Here is a 16,685-nt window from a genome sequence, read left to right as displayed (position 1 = left end):
AGATCTGAAGTGGTTTGCCGGGGGAATGGCCCGACTCTCATCGGGCAACCGGAGCAGCATACAACGACTGCGTCCGTCCAAGAAAACTACCATGACCGCCGCCGCCCCCGACCCGAGGTCCGGACGCCCGGGCAGTCCTTGGTTACCCTGCGGTGAACCCCGGCCCGCACAAGGAGGAACGCCCGGTGCCGTACGAGCCTGCGCCGCACCCCCTCGACGCCGAAGCGGTGCGCACCTGGAGCTCGCTGGCCGTGGCCGCACTGGGCCGGGCCCGCGAGGACATCGACGCGATCAACGTCTACCCGGTGGCCGACGCGGACACCGGCACCAACCTCTACCTCACCGCCGAAGCGGCCGACCGGGCCCTCGGCGAGGTCTTCGCGCGGCCGGCCCCCGGCATGACGGACGCCACACCGGGGACCTCCCTGGCCCAGGCCGTACGGGCCTACGCGCACGGCGCGCTCATAGGGGCCCGGGGGAACTCCGGGACGATCCTGGCGCAGCTGCTGCGGGGCGTGGCCGACGTACTCGGCGAAGAGCCCGGGGAGCGGCAGCCCGGCCCGCTGCTGGCCCGGGCGCTGACCCGGGCCGCCCAGGAGGCCTACCAGGCCGTCGCGCACCCGGTGGAGGGCACCATGCTCACCGTCGCCGCGGCCGCCGCCCGGGCCGCCGAGGCGGCGCAGGACGCCGCCGGGACCGCCGCCGACGTGGCCCGCGCCGCCTACGACGCGGCCCGCGCCGCCCTGGCAGAGACCCCCGGGCAGCTGGCCGCGCTGAGCCGTGCCGGGGTGGTCGACGCCGGGGGCTGCGGGCTGGTCGCCGTACTCGGGGCCCTGTGGCAGGCGCTGTCCGGCGAGGAGCCGGCCGCCGAGCCGGTGCCCGGCCGGGCCGTGTCCGTGCCGCGGCCGCCGGACCCGTGCGAGCAGGCCGACGACGGGCCGGCGTACGAGGTGGTCTACCTGCTGGAGGCCTCCGAGGAGGCGGTCGGGGAGCTGCGCGCGCGGCTCGACGGGCTCGGCGACTCCCTGGTCGTGGTCGGCGGCGAGGGGCTGTGGAACGTCCACGTCCACGTTGACGACCCCGGCGCGGCCGTGGAGGCCGGGGTCGTCGCCGGACGGCCGTACCGGATACGCATCACGCACTTCGGCGACGAGCGGCGCCGGGCGCGCGGCGAGCGCGTCCAGCGGGCCGTCGTCGCGGTGGTCCCCGGCGAGGGGCTGGCCGGGCTGTGCGGGGAGGCGGGCGCGACCACCGTGCTCGCACCTCCCGGGGAGGTCCCGGCCGTCTCCGAGCTGGTCGAGGCCATCCGGCGCGCGCACGCCCGCGAGGTCGTGCTCCTGCCCGGCGGCGCCGAGCTGCGCGCGACCGCGGCCGCTGCGGCCGAACAGGCCCGCGCCGACGGCGTGCGGGTGGCCGTGATCCCCACCCGCTCGGCGGTCCAGGGCCTGGCCGCCCTCGCCGTGCACGACCCGGAGGGCAGCTTCGACGAGGACGTGGTCGCCATGACGGCCGCGGCCGGCGCCACCCGCTACGGGGAGCTGGCCGTCGCCGAACGGCAGTCCTTCACCTCGGCCGGCATCTGCCAGGCGGGCGACGTGCTCGGCCTCATCGACGGGGACGTCGCCGTCATCGGCTCGGGCCTCACCGAGACCGCCGAGGCCGTCCTGGAACGGATGCTGGGCTCCGGCGGCGAACTCGTCACCCTCGTCCTGGGACCCGAGGTGCCGGACGCCCTCGCCGAGCGCCTGGAGGCGTACGTACAGCACGGCCACCTGGCCGTGGACACCGTCACCTACCGGGGCGGCCGGTACTCGGCGCCGCTCCTCATCGGCGTCGAATAGGGGTCGGTTCGGGGTCGAAGGCGGGCCTTGTCAGCGGCATGGTGTGCAATGAACACGTGCCCGCGCTCGACGAAGACCTCAAGAAGACGCTCGGCCCCGCCACCGCCAAGGTGCTGGCCGAACAGCTCGGCCTGCACACGGCCCTGGACCTGCTCCACCACTACCCCCGGCGGTACGCCGGGCGCGGGGAGCTGACCTCGCTGGCCGAGCTCGCCGACCAGATCGACGAGCACGTGACCGTCGTCGCGCAGGTCGCCGACGCCCGCATCCTCACCTTCAACGGGGGCCGCGGGAAACGCCTCGAAGTGACGATCACCGACGGCAGCGGCCGGCTCCAGCTGGTCTTCTTCGGCGCCGGCGTCCACAAGCCGCACAAGGACCTGCTGCCCGGCAGCCGCGCGATGTTCGCCGGCAAGGTCTCGAAGTTCAACCACAAGCTCCAGCTCGCGCACCCCGCGTACGAGCCGCTCGGGGCGGACGCCTCCGACCGGGACGCCGCCACCGCCTTCGCCGGCCAGCTCATCCCGATCTACCCGGCCTGCGCGAAGCTGGAGTCCTGGAAGATCGCCAAGTGCGTGGACGCGGTGCTGCCCAGCGCCCAGGAGGCCGTGGACCCGCTGCCGCCCGCCCTGCGCGAGGGCCGCGGGCTGATCCCGCTCCCCGAGGCCCTGCTGAAGATCCACCGGCCGGGCACCAAAGCCGACATCGAGGACGCCCGCCAACGCCTGAAGTGGGACGAGGCCTTCGTCCTCCAGGTCGCCCTGGCCCGCCGCCGCCACGCCGACTCCCAGCTGCCGGCCGTCCCCCGCCGCCCCGCCCCCGGCGGCCTGCTCGACTCCTTCGACGCCAAACTCCCCTTCACGCTCACCGAAGGCCAGCAGACCGTCTCGAAGGAGATCTTCGACGACCTGGCCGGCGAACACCCCATGCACCGCCTCCTCCAGGGAGAGGTCGGCTCAGGAAAGACAATGGTGGCTCTGCGGGCCATGCTCGCCGTCGTCGACTCCGGCGGTCAGGCCGCGATGCTCGCGCCCACCGAGGTGCTCGCGCAGCAGCACCACCGGTCCATCACCGAGATGATGGGCGAGCTGGCCGAGGGAGGCATGCTCGGCGGATCCGACCAGGGCACCAAGGTGGTGCTGCTCACCGGGTCGATGGGGATGCCCGCGCGGCGGCAGGCGCTGCTCGACCTGGTCACCGGGGAGGCCGGGATCGTCATCGGCACGCACGCGCTGATCGAGGACAAGGTGCAGTTCCACGACCTCGGCCTGGTCGTCGTCGACGAACAGCACCGCTTCGGCGTCGAGCAGCGCGACGCGCTCCGGTCGAAGGGCAAACAGCCGCCGCACCTGCTGGTCATGACTGCGACGCCGATCCCCCGCACCGTCGCGATGACCGTCTTCGGCGACCTGGAGACCTCGGTCCTCGACCAGCTGCCCGCCGGGCGCTCGCCGATCGCCACCCACGTCGTGCCCGCCAAGGACAAGCCGCACTTCCTCACGAGGGCCTGGGAGCGGGTCCGCGAGGAAGTGGAGAACGGCCACCAGGCGTACGTGGTCTGCCCGCGCATCGGCGATGCGGAGGACGAGCCCAAGAAGAAGAAGGCCTCCGCCGAGGACGAGGCGGAGAAGCGGCCGCCCCTGGCCGTCCTGGAGATCGCCGAGCAGCTCACGCGCGGCCCGCTCGCCGGGCTGAGCGTCGAGGTGCTGCACGGGCGGATGGACCCCGCCGACAAGGACGACGTCATGCGCCGCTTCGCCGCCGGAGACGTCAAGGTGCTGGTCGCCACCACGGTCATCGAGGTCGGGGTGAACGTCCCCAACTCCACCGTCATGGTGATCATGGACGCGGACCGGTTCGGCGTCTCCCAGCTCCACCAGCTGCGCGGCCGCGTCGGCCGCGGCTCCGCGCCCGGCCTGTGCCTGCTGGTCAGCGAGATGCACGAGGCGAGCCCCGCCCGGGCCCGGCTGGCCGCGGTCGCCGCCACCCTCGACGGCTTCGAGCTCTCCCGGATCGACCTGGAACAGCGCCGCGAGGGCGACGTGCTGGGCCAGGCCCAGTCGGGCGTCCGCTCCAGCCTGCGGATGCTGGCCGTCATCGAGGACGAGGAGGTCATCGCCCAGGCCCGGGAGGAGGCCACCCGCGTCGTCGCCGCCGACCCCGAACTGGAGCGGCTCCCCGGCCTGCGGACCGCCCTGGACGCCCTGCTGGACACCGAGCGCGAGCAGTACCTGGACAAGGGCTGAGCGGCACGACCTATCGTGGGAGTGCCGCGGCGCCGCCGCGGCACTCCCAGACCGCCGTACAGAAGGACCCCAGATGACCCGCGTGATCGCCGGCAGCGCCGGCGGGCGACGGCTTGCCGTGCCCCCCGGCACCGGCACCCGCCCGACCTCGGACCGGATGCGCGAAGGCCTCTTCTCCACCTGGGAGTCCCTGCACGGCGTCGAGGGCGCCCGGGTCCTCGACCTCTACGCGGGCTCCGGCGCCGTCGGGCTGGAGTCCCTCTCCCGGGGCGCGGCGCACGCGCTGCTGGTCGAGACCGACCCCAAGGCCGCCAAGTCCATCCGCGACAACATCAAGTCGGTGGGCCTGCCCGGCGCGGAGTTCCGGTCGGGCAAGGCCGAGCAGATCGTCGCGGGCGCCGCGAGCGGGGACCCGTACGACATCGTCTTCCTGGACCCTCCCTACGCCGTCGGCCACGACGATCTTCGGGAGATCCTCCTCACACTCCGGTCCAATGGCTGGCTCACGGACGAAGCGCTCGTCACCGTGGAACGCAGCACCAGGAGCGGAGCCTTCCCGTGGCCCGACGGATTCGAGCAGCTCCGGTCCCGGAAGTACGGCGAAGGCACTCTTTGGTACGGTCGCGCCGCCTCCACCAGCGAAGACTCATGAACGAGGGAGCTCACGTGCGCCGCGCCGTCTGTCCGGGATCCTTCGATCCCATCACCAACGGACACCTCGACATCATCGGACGCGCCTCCAGGCTCTACGACGTCGTCCACGTCGCCGTGATGATCAACCAGTCCAAGCAGGGGCTGTTCACCGTCGAGGAGCGGATCGAGCTGATCCGTGAGGCGGTGGCCGACTACGGGAACGTCGAGGTCGAGTCCTTCCACGGCCTGCTCGTCGACTTCTGCAAGCAGCGGGACATCCCGGCCATCGTCAAGGGCCTGCGCGCCGTCAGCGACTTCGACTACGAGCTCCAGATGGCCCAGATGAACATGGGGCTGTCGGGTGTCGAGACGCTCTTCGTGCCGACCAACCCCACCTACAGCTTCCTGTCCTCCTCGCTGGTCAAGGAGGTCGCGGCCTGGGGCGGCGACGTCGCCCACCTGCTGCCGGCGCACGTGCACACGGCGCTGATGGAGCGGCTGCGCAACCGCTGAGGAGCTGACGAGCCGTCAGGCAGTGTCGGGGGCCCTCCCGGTGGCCTTACAGTCGTCCCGACCGACTCGGGAACCGCCCGAGGCCGAGAGCCGAGAGAGTGCGAGCCCCCATGGACGTACAGAAGAAGCTCGACGAGATCGTCGCGGCCGTCGGCGGCGCCCGGTCCATGCCCATGTCGTCCTCCTGCGTGATCAACCGCGCCGAGCTGCTCGACCGGCTCGAAGAGGTGCGCCAGGCGCTCCCCGGCTCCCTCGCGCAGGCGCAGGAGCTCATCGGCGGCCGGGAGCAGATGGTCGAGGAGGCCCGCCGGGAAGCGGAGCGGATCATCGAGTCCGCCCACAACCAGCGCGGTTCGCTCATCTCCGACACCGAGATCGCGCGGCGCTCCCAGGCCGAGGCGGACCGGATCCTGGAGGAGGCCCGCCGGGAGGCGGAGGAGATCCGGGCCGAGGCCGACGACTACGTCGACAGCAAGCTCGCGAACTTCGAGGTCGTGCTCACCAAGACCATCGGCTCGGTGGACCGGGGCCGCGAGAAGCTGCTGGGCCGCGGCCCGGGGCCGGACGATCAGGGTTACGGGGACCCCGATTACATGGAGGCGCCCGAGCGCAGCCACGACCCCGAGACGCAGCGGCAGCAGGCGGACGCGTACGTGGACACCAAGCTGGCGACCTTCGAGGCGGTGCTCTCCAAGACCTTGGAGGCTGTCGGGCGCGGCCGGCAGAAGCTGCTGGGCCGGGTGCCGACGGACGACCTCGGCGCGCACATGGCCGCCCAGGACGCGGCGGCCGGGCAGCCCTCCCGCTCGGCGAGCGACGCGGACTTCCTGGCGGGCCTCGCCGAACCCCAGCAGCCGGTGCAGGCGCAGGCGCCGATCCCGGCTCAGCCGGAGCCGGTGTACGACACGTACGGCTACCAGCAGGCCCAGCAGCCGCAGCAGCACGACGGCTACGCCTACCAGGGCCACCAGGACCCGTACCCCGCCGCAAGCGGCGGCTCCACCGGAGCGGCTTACGCCGCGCATTACGATGCGCAGCAGCCCGACCCGTATGCCGGGTACCAGCAGCAGCCTGACCCCTACGCGGCGTACCAGGAGCCGCAGGCCCAAGCCCAGGCCCAGGCCTCGCAGCCCTCGCTCGACGAGACCAGCTTCTTCGACACGAGCATGATCAATCTGGACCAGCTGCGCCAGTACGAACAGGGGCGCTAGGGCCGGATTGGGCTCAGGGCGAAGCGCCGGGTATCCTGGCTCTTCGGTCGCGCGTATGCACCGCGATCCATGCTGCCCGCAAGCGGCGGAACATTTGATCTTCAGCGAACTGTGAAAGCAGGAACGGCCCTGAATACCCGCCTCGACCACCACAACCCCCTCGTGTTCGACACGCACGAGCTGGGTCGGCGTCCTGGTGCCATGCAGCGGCTGTCCCGTGAGATCGCGGCACCGGCGGACCTCGGTCTCGCCGGCGTCATCGGGGTACCGGAAGGCACCCCGCTGAAGCTCAAGCTCCGCTTGGAGTCGGTCATGGAAGGGGTGCTTGTCACAGGCACCGCCCGTGCATCGGCCGTAGGGGAGTGCGTAAGGTGTCTGGAGGCCGTCGAGCGCGAGCTCAAGGCGGACTTCCAGGAGATGTTCTCGTACCCTGACGCCGACGACCGGAGCCGCTCCAAGGCGGAACCGGCCGACGACGCCGAGGACGACGAGGACACGCTCTTCCTCGAGGACGGTTTGTTCGACCTCGAACCCGTGCTGCGCGACGTGGTGGTGCTCGCACTGCCGCTGCAGCCGGTGTGCCGGGAGGACTGTCTCGGACTGTGCCCCGATTGCGGGCTCAGCCTGAACGACGACCCGGACCACCACCATGACGCCGTCGACATCCGTTGGGCGGCATTGCAAGGACTCGTCGTGACCGATCAGGACGGCGAGAAGGACAACATGAGCGGCACTGCCTCTGACGGAGTTCAGGGCGCCGCCGAGAAGCAGGAGAAGTAGCCGTGGCTGTTCCGAAGCGGAAGATGTCGCGCAGCAACACGCGCCACCGCCGGTCGCAGTGGAAGGCTGCGGTCCCCACCCTGGTTTCGTGCGAGCGTTGCCAGGAGCCGAAGCTCCAGCACATTGCGTGCCCGAGCTGCGGCACCTACAACAAGCGCCAGGTCCTCGAGGTCTGAGCGGCTGGTGAGAGGCGCAATGTCTGAGCTGTCCAACGCTGAGAAGCAGGCAGACAGTAACAACGCGGCCTCGTCCCACACGCTTCTGGAAGGGCGGCTCGGGTATCGACTCGAGTCCGCCCTTCTGGTGCGTGCTCTGACCCACCGCTCGTACGCGTACGAGAACGGCGGTCTGCCCACCAACGAGCGGCTGGAGTTCCTCGGGGACTCCGTGCTGGGCCTGGTGGTCACGGACACGCTGTACACGACCCACCCCGATCTCCCCGAAGGCCAGCTGGCCAAGCTTCGGGCCGCGGTGGTCAACTCGCGCGCACTTGCGGAGGTCGGGCGCGGCCTCGAACTCGGCTCCTTCATCCGGCTCGGCCGGGGCGAAGAGGGCACGGGTGGCCGGGACAAGGCCTCCATCCTCGCCGACACCCTTGAAGCGGTGATCGGCGCGGTCTACATCGACCAGGGCCTCGACGCGGCCTCGGAGCTGGTTCACCGGCTCTTCGACCCGCTCATCGAGAAGTCCTCCAACCTCGGGGCCGGCCTGGACTGGAAGACCAGTCTCCAGGAGCTCACGGCGGCCGAAGGCCTTGGCGTACCGGAATACCTGGTCACCGAGACCGGCCCGGACCACGAGAAGACCTTCACAGCTGCCGCTCGCGTCGGTGGTGTCTCGTACGGCACCGGCACCGGCCGCAGCAAGAAGGAAGCGGAACAGCAGGCTGCGGAGTCCGCCTGGCGCGGGATCCGTGCCGCCGCGGACGGCGGGGCGCCGAAGTCCGCCGACCCGGCGCCGGACGCCTGACCGCTTTCTTTTACAGTGACCCCGTCGCACCCCGGTGCGGCGGGGTTTTCCTGTCCGCCCCACGTCCCACCCGGAGGAACACGTGCCAGAGCTGCCCGAAGTCGAAGTGGTGCGGCGGGGCTTGGAGCGCTGGGTGGCCGGGCGGACCGTCGAGTCCGTCGAGGTCCTGCACCCGCGGGCGGTACGTCGCCATCCGGCCGGCGGGGCCGACTTCGCGGCGCGGCTCGGCGGGCAGACGATCGGGGTGCCGCAGCGGCGGGGGAAGTACCTGTGGCTGCCCCTGGAGGGGCGGGACCTGTCCGTGCTGGGGCATCTGGGGATGAGCGGGCAGCTGCTCGTACAGCCCGAGGACGCCCCGGACGAGAAGCACCTGCGGATCCGGGTGCGGTTCGACGACGACGCCGGGACCGAGCTGCGCTTCGTGGACCAGCGGACCTTCGGCGGGCTCTCCCTGCACGAGAACACGCGCGACGGGCTGCCCGACGTCATCGCGCACATCGCGCGCGATCCCCTGGACCCGCTGTTCGACGAGGGGGCCTACCACCTCGCGCTGCGTGCCAAGCGGACCACCGTCAAGCGGGCGCTGCTGGACCAGTCGCTGATCAGCGGGGTCGGCAACATCTACGCGGACGAGGCGCTGTGGCGCGCCAGACTGCACTACGAGCGCCCCACCCTCACCCTCACGCGCCCCCGGAGCGCGGAACTCCTCGGGCATGTGCGCGACGTCATGAACGCGGCCCTCGATGTCGGGGGCACCAGCTTCGACAGCCTCTACGTCAACGTGAACGGCGAGTCCGGCTACTTCGACCGCTCGCTCGACGCCTACGGGCGGGAGGACGAGCCCTGCCGGCGCTGCGGTACGCCGATGCGGCGCCGCCCGTGGATGAACAGGTCGAGCTACTTCTGCCCGCGCTGTCAGCGGCCGCCGCGCGTCTCGTCGTAGGACGCACGGGCGGTCAGCACCTGCGGCATGCTCCCCTCCAGGAAGTGGATGAGCGCGAGCAGCCGGTTCGCGACCTCGACGCCGAGCGGGGTCAGTTCGTAGTCGACGCGGGGCGGGTTCGTGGGCTGCGCCTCGCGGTTGACGATGCCGTCGCGCTCCAGCGCGTGCAGGGTCTGGGAGAGCATCTTCTCGCTCACGCCCTCCACCCGTCGGCGCAGCTCGTTGAAGCGGCACGGGCCCTCGCGCAGCGCGCCCACGGTGAGGCTGCCCCAGCGGCCGGTGACGTGCTCCAGGGTCTCCCGGGAGGGGCAGGCGCGCGCGAAGGCGTCGAACGGGAGATCGGATCCGGCGGCCTGTTCGGCCTCGGTACAGATGGCTGGTGTCTCCATGAAGCAAGCGTACCCCCGGGTAGCGCTAACTGAGGGATTGCGCTTTCTAAAAGTTAGTGATTGTCTTCTCCCGTCGCCCCCCGCCCGGTGGTGCGGCGAGACTTACCGAGGAGACCCGCCTTGTCCGGTACCACGCACACCCCCGTCGTCTCGATTGCCTACCACTCCGGCTACGGCCACACCGCCGTCATCGCCGAGGCCGTCCGGGCCGGTGCCGCCGAGGGCGGCGCCACCGTCCACCTGATCAAGGTCGACGAGATCGACGACGCGCAGTGGGAGCTGCTCGACGCGTCCGACGCGATCGTCTTCGGCTCCCCGACCTACATGGGCACCGCCTCCGGCGCCTTCCACGTCTTCGCCGAGGCCACCTCGAAGCGCTGGTTCGGCGACGCCTGGCAGGACAAGGTGGCCGCCGGCTTCACCAACTCCGCCTCCAAGAGCGGCGACAAGCTGCACACGCTCCAGTTCTTCCAGATCCTGGCCGCGCAGCACGGCATGAGCTGGGTGAACCTGGGCCTGAAGCCGGGCTGGAACGCCAGCACCGCCTCGGAGAACGACCTCAACCGCCTCGGCGTCTTCGCCGGCGCGGCGGCCCAGACCAACTCCGACGGGGGTGTGGACGCCGTCCACAAGGCCGACATCGCGACCGCCGAGCACCTCGGCCGCCGGGTGGCCGAGCACACCCGGGTCGTGGTCGCGGGCCGCGCCGCACTCGCGGCGGTCTAGTCGCCGTTGCGCCGGTAGCGAGGGCAGCGGGAGTGGCAGGCGCGGGCTAGAAGCCGAAGTCCTGCGTCCACCAGGGGCCGCCGGCGGCGAAGTAGGCGCCGACGCCCAGCGTGCGGAACTCGCAGTTCAGGATGTTCGCCTTGTGGCCCGGGCTGTTCATCCAGGCCTTCATCACGGCCGTGGCGTCGCCCTGGCCGCGGGCTATGTTCTCGCCGCCCATGCCCGAGATCCCCGCCTTGGTGGCGCGGTCCCAGGGGGTGTTCCCGTCGGGGTCGGTGTGGTCGAAGAAGCCGCGGACGGCCATGTCCTTGCTGAAGGCCCCGGCCAGCGCCGCCAGCGGCGGGTTGGCCCGGACCGGACCGCAGCCGGCCTGGGCGCGCTCCTGGTTCACCAGGGCCAGTACGGCGGCTTCCTCGGCCGAGTGCCCGTCCGAGGCCGGCGGGGTGACCGGCGCCGGTGCCGGAGCCGGGGCCTTGGTCGCCGGCTTCGAGGGCGCCGGGGCGGGCGCCTTCTGCGGGGCCTTCGTGGAGGGCGCGGCCGAGGGGGAGGCGCTCGGCGAGGGCGACGCGGACGGGCTCGGCGAGGCCGAGGGCGACGGGGAGGCGGACGGGGTGCCGGAGGGGGAGGCGCCGGTGCCGGCGGAGGTGCGGCCGGACAGGCTGGCGAGGCCGCCCTGCTGCTCCGTCGTGTTGTCGGGGCTCGCCGAGGGCTTCGCCTTCGCCTGCGCGCCGCCCGCGGAACCGGTACCGCTGACCCCCACATAGGGGAAGGACTGGCCGACCGGCACCACGCCGGTCGTGACCGCCGCCGTGCCCAGGGCCACGGCCGCCGAGACACCCAGCAGGCCGTTGCGCACGGCGGTGCCGCGCTTGCCGTCGCGGCGCGGCGGGGCGGGGAGTCGGTGGCGTCCCATCGGCGTCATGCCTTCCTTACCAGGTCAAGATCGTCCCTTACTCACCCAAACGGGTGAGTTCATTGGTGCGCGACTGTACGCCATGGCCCCAGGGGGCGATGTGCCCCGAAAGTGTTTGCCCGGTTAGCGTTCACGCATGAATGAAGATGTCCGCATGACCGCGTGGGTGCGCGGCCGTGTACAGGGAGTGGGCTTCCGCTGGTTCACCAGGGAGAACGCCCTGGAGGTCGGCGGCGTGGTCGGCTTCGCACTCAATCTCGACGACGGGCGAGTGCAGGTGGTGGCGGAAGGTCAACGTGAGAATTGCCACCGGCTGCTGGACTGGCTGCGCTCGGCCGACACGCCCGGCCGGGTGGACGGTGTGACAGAGATCTGGGGCACACCGCGCGGTGGCTATGACGGGTTCGCCATCCGCTGACGGATCGGCTGATCATGTACTGATCACATCTCCGGACCGTCCTTACCTGGTCGGATCTGCGCATTCTTCGCCGACGCATTGCCGACACGGCAGATCCGTGGAAGGCTCGGAGGTGAGGATGATCTCCACGCCCCGTGCAGGGGCCGGGTCGCCCGCCGATACGGGGCGTGATCGTGTTGACCGTCAAACTTTTTGGTGAGACGCTGGAAGCCCCGCGCACCTGAGCTGTTTGGCAGTGCTGGCAGTAGTAAGCGCAGTGACTGACAGTCGCTGCCGGACATCCGCGGGTGCGATTCCCTCACGACCCACACCGCTTCGGTCGGTCACTCAATGTGGAGGACCATCCATCATGGCAAAGGCGCTTCTCGGTTACGTCGGCGGTTCCGATCCGCGACTCCTCGCCGAGATGCGACGGCTTCAGCAGCGCGTCCAGGACCTCGAGTCCGAGCTCGTACGGATTCAGTCCGAAAATGACGCGCTGAACGCGGCCGCCGCTCAGCACGACGGAGACTCGCTGCTGGACAGCATCGATATCGACGTACCCCAGGCGGAGCCTGCGCTCACCTGATCCCATAACGTCGCACGACTCCAGCCTCGCATGATCTGCAAGGGACGCTCCGGCGTCCCTTCTTTCTTTTGCCGCCGATTCCTTTGTCGTCTGTCGTGCCCTGCGCCTTCATGGGCGAAACGGAACCTGAAAGGTAGAGTCCGGCGGCGTGCACCTCAAGTCCCTGACCCTGCGCGGCTTCAAATCCTTTGCTTCCGCCACCACCCTGCGCTTCGAACCCGGCATCACGTGTGTGGTGGGGCCGAACGGCTCCGGCAAGTCCAATGTGGTGGACGCGCTGTCCTGGGTCATGGGCGAACAGGGGGCCAAATCCCTGCGCGGCGGGAAGATGGAAGACGTCATCTTCGCCGGGACCACCGGGCGTCCGCCGCTGGGGCGCGCCGAGGTCTCGCTGACGATCGACAACTCCGACGGCGCACTGCCCATCGACTACGCCGAAGTCACCATCACCCGGATCATGTTCCGCGGCGGCAGCAGCGAGTACCAGATCAACGGGGACACCTGCCGCCTCCTCGACATCCAGGAACTGCTCTCCGACTCCGGCATCGGCCGCGAGATGCACGTCATCGTCGGACAGGGCCAGCTGGACTCCGTACTGCACGCCGACCCCATGGGGCGCCGCGCCTTCATCGAGGAGGCGGCGGGTGTACTCAAGCACCGCAAGCGCAAGGAGAAGGCGCTGCGGAAGCTGGACGCGATGCAGGCCAACCTCGCGCGCGTGCAGGACCTCAACGAAGAGCTGCGGCGGCAGCTGAAGCCGCTGGGGCGGCAGGCGGCGGTGGCCCGGCGGGCGGCCGTGATCCAGGCGGACCTGCGGGACGCGCGGCTGCGGTTGCTCGCCGACGACCTCGTCACACTGAGGCGGGCGCTCGACGCGGAGATCGCGGACGAGGCCGCGCTGAAGCAGCGCAAGGAGCAGGCGGAGGCGCAGCTCGCGGGCGCGCTGCGGCGCGAGGCGGAGCTGGAGCAGGCGGTACGGGAGCTCGCGCCCCGGCTCCAGCGGGCGCAGCAGACCTGGTACGAGCTGTCGCAGCTCGCCGAGCGGGTACGGGGCACCGCGTCCCTGGCGGACGCCCGGGTCAAGAGTGCGACGGCTCCGGTGGAGGAGGAGCGGCGGGGCCGGGACCCGGAGGAAATGGAGCGGGAGGCGGCGCGGATCCGCGAGCAGGAGGCGGAACTGACGGCGGCCCTGGAGGCGGCCTCGCGCGCGCTGGAGGACACGGCCGCGCACCGGGCGGAGCTGGAGCGGGCGCTGGCCGAGGAGGAACGGCGGCTGCGGGACGCGGCGCGGGCCATCGCCGACCGGCGCGAGGGGCTGGCCCGGCTGACGGGGCGGCTCGGCGCGGCCCGGTCGCGGGCGGGCGCCGCGCAGGCGGAGATCGACCGGCTGGTCGCGGCGCGCGACGAGGCGGAGTCCCGGGCGGTGGCGGCGCAGGAGGAGTACGAGGCCCTGGCGGAGGAGGTCGGCGGCCTCGACGACCCGTCGGTGGACGCGGAGCACGAGGCCGCGCGGGCGGAGCTGGCGACGGCGGAAGCCGGGCTGGCTGCTGCGCGGGATGCGGTCACCGCGGCGGAACGCTCCCGTGCGGCGGTCTCGGCGCGCCGGGACGCGCTGGCGCTCGGGCTGCGGCGCAAGGACGGTACGGGGGCGCTGCTCGCGGCGCGCGAACGGCTGGCCGGGCTGCTGGGGCCGGCGGCGGAGCGGCTGTCGGTGACCCCGGGCTACGAAGTCGCCGTGGCCGCTGCGCTGGGCTCGGCGGCGGACGCGGTGGCGGTGTCCTCCCCGGCCTTCGCGGCCGCGGCGATCCGCCACCTCCGCACCGCGGACGCGGGCCGCGCGACCCTCCTGATCACCCCTGCCCTCCCGGGCGGGACCGAGGCCCCTACCGGCCCGACTGCCTTCCCGGGCCGCGCCGCAGCCCCGGCGGACCCGCCGACCCTCCCGGGTGAGACCCCGGCCCCCGCCGGCCTGGCTGCCCTGCCGGCTCAGGCATCGGTTCCGGGGTCTGCCGCGACGGGTGCCTCCCTCCCGGGTGAGACCCCGGGCTCCGCCGGCCCGGCGGCCCTGCCGGACCGGGTGTCGGTTCCGGGGTCTGCCGCGACGGGTGCCTCCCTCCCGGGTGAGACCCCGGGCTCCGCCGGGCCGGCTGCCCTGCCGGACCGGGTGTCCGCTCCGGGGTCTGGCCGGCGGGACCCCGCCCCTCAGGACCCAGCCCTGGACTCGGCGGCTTCGGCCGGGGCCGAGGGAGTCTTCCCCCACCCCGCCCCTTCCCGAGACCGGGCTCTGCCCGGACCCGCGCCTCAAACGCCGGCGGGGCTGGAGCTGCGGTCCCAGCATCCGGGCTGCCCCGGCGCGCCGGAGGGCCGCGCCGCGGCACTTCCGGCCCCGGTGACGGGGCCCCACGGCCCTGGGCAGAGCCGCGCGCTTTCAGCCCCGCCGGCGTTTGAGGCGCGGGCTGCGGGGCGGAGCTCCGCACTTCCGGCCGCGCCGGTGACGGGGCCCCACGGCCCTGGGCAGAGCCCCGTCCCGGCCGCGCCGGCGATGGGGATGGGGACGGTGCCGGGGCCGAGCTCCGCACTTACGGCTCCGCCGGTGGCTGGGCCCCAGGGCCCTGGGCGGAGCCCCGCGCATTCAGCCCCGCCGGCGATTGAGGCGCCGGGTTCGGGGTCGGGACCCGGCGGCGGAGCCGTAGGCGGGGTGGCCGCTGCGGAGCTGGTGCAGGGGGATGCCGAGGTGTGGCGGGCCGTCGCGTGGGTGCTGCGGGAGCACGTCGTGGTCGGGACGCTCGACGAGGCCGAGAGCCTCGTCGCGCAGCGGCCCGATGCCGTCGCCGTAACCCTGGACGGAGACGTGCTCGGGGCACATCTCGCGCACGGCGGCTCCGCGGGCGCGCCCAGCCTGATCGAGGTGCAGGCCGCGGTGGACGAGGCCGCGGCGGAGCTGGCCCGGCTGGACGTGCAGTGCGCGGAGCTGGCCGCCGCCCAGGCCGCCGCCCAGGAACGGCGGCAGGACGCCGCGGCCCTGGTCGAGGAGCTCGCCGCGCGGCGGCGGACCGCCGAGCAGGCCCGCGCTGGAGTCGCGCAGCAGCTCGGGCGGCTCGCCGGGCAGGCGAAGGGGGCCGCCGGCGAGGCCGAGCGCAGTGCCGCCGCCGCGGCCAAGGCCCAGGACGCGCTCGAACAGGCGCTGGCCGACGTCGAGGAGTGCGCGGAACGGCTGGCCACCGCCGAGGAGATGCCCGTAGAGGACGAGCCGGACACCGCCGTGCGGGACCGGCTCGCCGCCGACGGGGCCAACGCCCGGCAGACGGAGATGGAGGCCCGGCTCCAGCTCCGGACCCACGAGGAGCGGGTCAAGGGCCTGGCCGGGCGAGCCGATTCACTCGATCGGGGGGCCCGGGCGGAACGGGAGGCCCGGGCCCGGGCCGAGCGGCGCCGGGCACGGCTTCGGCATGAGGCGGAGGTGGCCCGGGCCGTCGCCGACGGGGCCCGCCAGCTCCTCGCGCACGTGGAGGTCTCCCTCCTCCGCGCCGACGAGGAGCGCGCCGCGGCCGAGTACGCCAAGGGCCTGCGCGAGCGGGAGCTCGGCGAAGCCCGCACCGGCGCCCGGGACCTGAAGGGCGAGCTCGACAAGCTCACCGACTCCGTGCACCGGGGCGAGGTGCTCGGCGCCGAGAAGCGGCTGCGCATCGAGGCGGTGCAGGACAAGGCGCTGGAGGAGTTCGGCATGGAGGCCGCCGGGCTCGTCGCCGAGTACGGCCCCGACCAGCCGGTGCCGCCCTCCCCGCCCGCCGAGGGCGAGGAGCTGCCACAGGACGCCGAGGGCACAGAGCACCCGCGGAACCAGCCCGGCCCCTTCGTCCGCGCCCAGCAGGAGAAGCGGCTCAAGGCGGCCGAGCGCGCCTACCAGCAGCTCGGCAAGGTCAACCCGCTGGCGCTGGAAGAGTTCGCCGCGCTGGAGGAGCGCCACCAGTTCCTCAGCGAACAGCTCGAGGACCTGCGCAAGACCCGCGCCGACCTCCTTCAGGTGGTGAAGGAGGTCGACGAGCGCGTCGAGCAGGTCTTCACCGAGGCGTACCGGGACACGGCCCGGGAGTTCGAGGGGGTCTTCTCGCGGCTGTTCCCCGGCGGCGAGGGCCGGCTGGTCCTCACCGACCCCGGCAACATGCTGACCACCGGGGTCGACGTCGAGGCCCGCCCGCCGGGCAAGAAGGTCAAGCGGCTGTCGCTGCTCTCCGGCGGCGAGCGCTCGCTCACCGCCGTGGCCCTGCTGGTGTCCATCTTCAAGGCGCGGCCCAGCCCGTTCTACGTGATGGACGAGGTCGAGGCCGCGCTCGACGACACCAACCTGCAGCGGCTGATCAGGATCATGGAGGAGCTCCAGGAGAGCTCACAGCTGATCGTCATCACGCACCAGAAGCGGACGATGGAGGTCGCGGACGCGCTCTACGGAGTCTCGATGCAGGGCGACGGGGTCTCCAAGGTCATCAGCCAGCGGCTGCGCTGACCCGTTCACTTCAGGAAGTGAACACTGTGGC

The 16,685-nt window shown here is 72.4% G+C and carries 15 protein-coding genes; 13 read left to right on the top strand and 2 right to left on the bottom strand.

Going from position 1 to position 16,685, the window contains the following annotated elements:
* Nucleotides 1-185: 185 nt before the first annotated feature.
* The 9 genes from J7E94_RS06160 to mutM all read left to right on the top strand — a co-directional run bounded on the left by J7E94_RS06160 (nt 186) and on the right by mutM (nt 9,136).
* Nucleotides 186-1,841: a DAK2 domain-containing protein gene (locus J7E94_RS06160; RefSeq protein ID WP_215013030.1), complete on the top strand. Its 1,656-nt coding sequence runs from the start codon at nt 186-188 to the stop codon at nt 1,839-1,841.
* 38 nt (nt 1,842-1,879) lie between these two features.
* A complete protein-coding gene (gene recG / locus J7E94_RS06155) occupies nt 1,880-4,087 on the top strand; it encodes an ATP-dependent DNA helicase RecG (protein ID WP_215013029.1) in 2,208 nt (735 codons plus the stop codon).
* 73 nt (nt 4,088-4,160) lie between these two features.
* The gene (rsmD, locus tag J7E94_RS06150) at nt 4,161-4,739 is read left to right on the top strand and encodes a 16S rRNA (guanine(966)-N(2))-methyltransferase RsmD (RefSeq protein ID WP_215013028.1); all 579 of its coding nucleotides are present in this window, start codon (nt 4,161-4,163) and stop codon (nt 4,737-4,739) included.
* Between the two features lie 14 nt (nt 4,740-4,753).
* A complete protein-coding gene (coaD, locus tag J7E94_RS06145) occupies nt 4,754-5,233 on the top strand; it encodes a pantetheine-phosphate adenylyltransferase (RefSeq protein WP_215013075.1) in 480 nt (159 codons plus the stop codon).
* Between the two features lie 110 nt (nt 5,234-5,343).
* On the top strand, nt 5,344-6,444 hold the full coding sequence (locus tag J7E94_RS06140) for a cell division initiation protein (protein ID WP_215013027.1): 1,101 nt from the start codon (nt 5,344-5,346) through the stop codon (nt 6,442-6,444).
* 69 nt (nt 6,445-6,513) lie between these two features.
* Nucleotides 6,514-7,224, top strand: a complete 711-nt coding sequence (locus J7E94_RS06135; RefSeq protein WP_215013026.1) for a DUF177 domain-containing protein — start codon at nt 6,514-6,516, stop codon at nt 7,222-7,224.
* A 2-nt stretch (nt 7,225-7,226) separates the two neighbouring features.
* Complete coding sequence (gene rpmF, locus J7E94_RS06130) at nt 7,227-7,400, top strand: 50S ribosomal protein L32 (protein WP_003965982.1); 174 nt, start codon at nt 7,227-7,229, stop codon at nt 7,398-7,400.
* A 19-nt stretch (nt 7,401-7,419) separates the two neighbouring features.
* Nucleotides 7,420-8,193, top strand: a complete 774-nt coding sequence (gene rnc, locus J7E94_RS06125; RefSeq protein ID WP_215013024.1) for a ribonuclease III — start codon at nt 7,420-7,422, stop codon at nt 8,191-8,193.
* 82 nt (nt 8,194-8,275) lie between these two features.
* A complete protein-coding gene (gene mutM, locus J7E94_RS06120) occupies nt 8,276-9,136 on the top strand; it encodes a bifunctional DNA-formamidopyrimidine glycosylase/DNA-(apurinic or apyrimidinic site) lyase (RefSeq protein WP_215013022.1) in 861 nt (286 codons plus the stop codon).
* Here mutM and J7E94_RS06115 read toward each other — a convergent pair.
* Nucleotides 9,109-9,525 (bottom strand): helix-turn-helix domain-containing protein, encoded by a 417-nt coding sequence (locus tag J7E94_RS06115; protein WP_215013021.1) that lies wholly within the window; start codon nt 9,523-9,525, stop codon nt 9,109-9,111. The genes mutM and J7E94_RS06115 overlap by 28 nt on opposite strands.
* A gap of 120 nt (nt 9,526-9,645) precedes the next feature.
* Here J7E94_RS06115 and J7E94_RS06110 point away from each other — a divergent pair, with 120 nt between their 5' ends.
* A complete protein-coding gene (locus J7E94_RS06110) occupies nt 9,646-10,251 on the top strand; it encodes a flavodoxin family protein (protein ID WP_215013019.1) in 606 nt (201 codons plus the stop codon).
* 46 nt (nt 10,252-10,297) lie between these two features.
* Here the strand turns inward: J7E94_RS06110 and J7E94_RS06105 are convergent, their stop codons facing one another.
* Complete coding sequence (locus J7E94_RS06105) at nt 10,298-11,164, bottom strand: CAP domain-containing protein (protein WP_215013017.1); 867 nt, start codon at nt 11,162-11,164, stop codon at nt 10,298-10,300.
* A gap of 136 nt (nt 11,165-11,300) precedes the next feature.
* On the opposite strand from J7E94_RS06105, the gene J7E94_RS06100 reads away from it, so the two are divergent.
* The 3 genes from J7E94_RS06100 (at nt 11,301) to J7E94_RS06090 (ending at nt 16,654) form a co-directional block, all read left to right on the top strand.
* Nucleotides 11,301-11,582 (top strand): acylphosphatase, encoded by a 282-nt coding sequence (locus J7E94_RS06100; RefSeq protein ID WP_215013014.1) that lies wholly within the window; start codon nt 11,301-11,303, stop codon nt 11,580-11,582.
* 349 nt (nt 11,583-11,931) lie between these two features.
* Nucleotides 11,932-12,150, top strand: a complete 219-nt coding sequence (locus J7E94_RS06095; RefSeq protein WP_030032603.1) for a hypothetical protein — start codon at nt 11,932-11,934, stop codon at nt 12,148-12,150.
* A 148-nt stretch (nt 12,151-12,298) separates the two neighbouring features.
* Complete coding sequence (locus tag J7E94_RS06090; protein WP_215013012.1) at nt 12,299-16,654, top strand: AAA family ATPase; 4,356 nt, start codon at nt 12,299-12,301, stop codon at nt 16,652-16,654.
* The last annotated feature ends 31 nt before the right edge of the window (nt 16,655-16,685 follow it).

This window comes from Streptomyces sp. ISL-94 (genome assembly GCF_018614075.1).
Classification (GTDB): Bacteria; Actinomycetota; Actinomycetes; order Streptomycetales; family Streptomycetaceae; genus Streptomyces.
Note: the sequence above shows the minus strand (reverse complement) of the source record. Positions and strands in the feature narration are given on the sequence as shown.

Bases quoted from the DNA above. Each gene is read 5' to 3' on its own strand.
- recG (WP_215013029.1), top strand. From the start codon at position 1,880: ATGGTGTGCAATGAACACGTGCCCGCGCTCGACGAAGACCTCAAGAAG.
- rsmD (WP_215013028.1), top strand. From the start codon at position 4,161: ATGACCCGCGTGATCGCCGGCAGCGCCGGCGGGCGACGGCTTGCCGTG.
- J7E94_RS06140 (WP_215013027.1), top strand. From the start codon at position 5,344: ATGGACGTACAGAAGAAGCTCGACGAGATCGTCGCGGCCGTCGGCGGC.
- J7E94_RS06135 (WP_215013026.1), top strand. From the start codon at position 6,514: ATGCTGCCCGCAAGCGGCGGAACATTTGATCTTCAGCGAACTGTGAAA.
- rnc (WP_215013024.1), top strand. From the start codon at position 7,420: ATGTCTGAGCTGTCCAACGCTGAGAAGCAGGCAGACAGTAACAACGCG.
- J7E94_RS06115 (WP_215013021.1), bottom strand. From the start codon at position 9,525: ATGGAGACACCAGCCATCTGTACCGAGGCCGAACAGGCCGCCGGATCC.
- J7E94_RS06105 (WP_215013017.1), bottom strand. From the start codon at position 11,164: ATGGGACGCCACCGACTCCCCGCCCCGCCGCGCCGCGACGGCAAGCGC.
- J7E94_RS06100 (WP_215013014.1), top strand. From the start codon at position 11,301: ATGAATGAAGATGTCCGCATGACCGCGTGGGTGCGCGGCCGTGTACAG.
- J7E94_RS06095 (WP_030032603.1), top strand. From the start codon at position 11,932: ATGGCAAAGGCGCTTCTCGGTTACGTCGGCGGTTCCGATCCGCGACTC.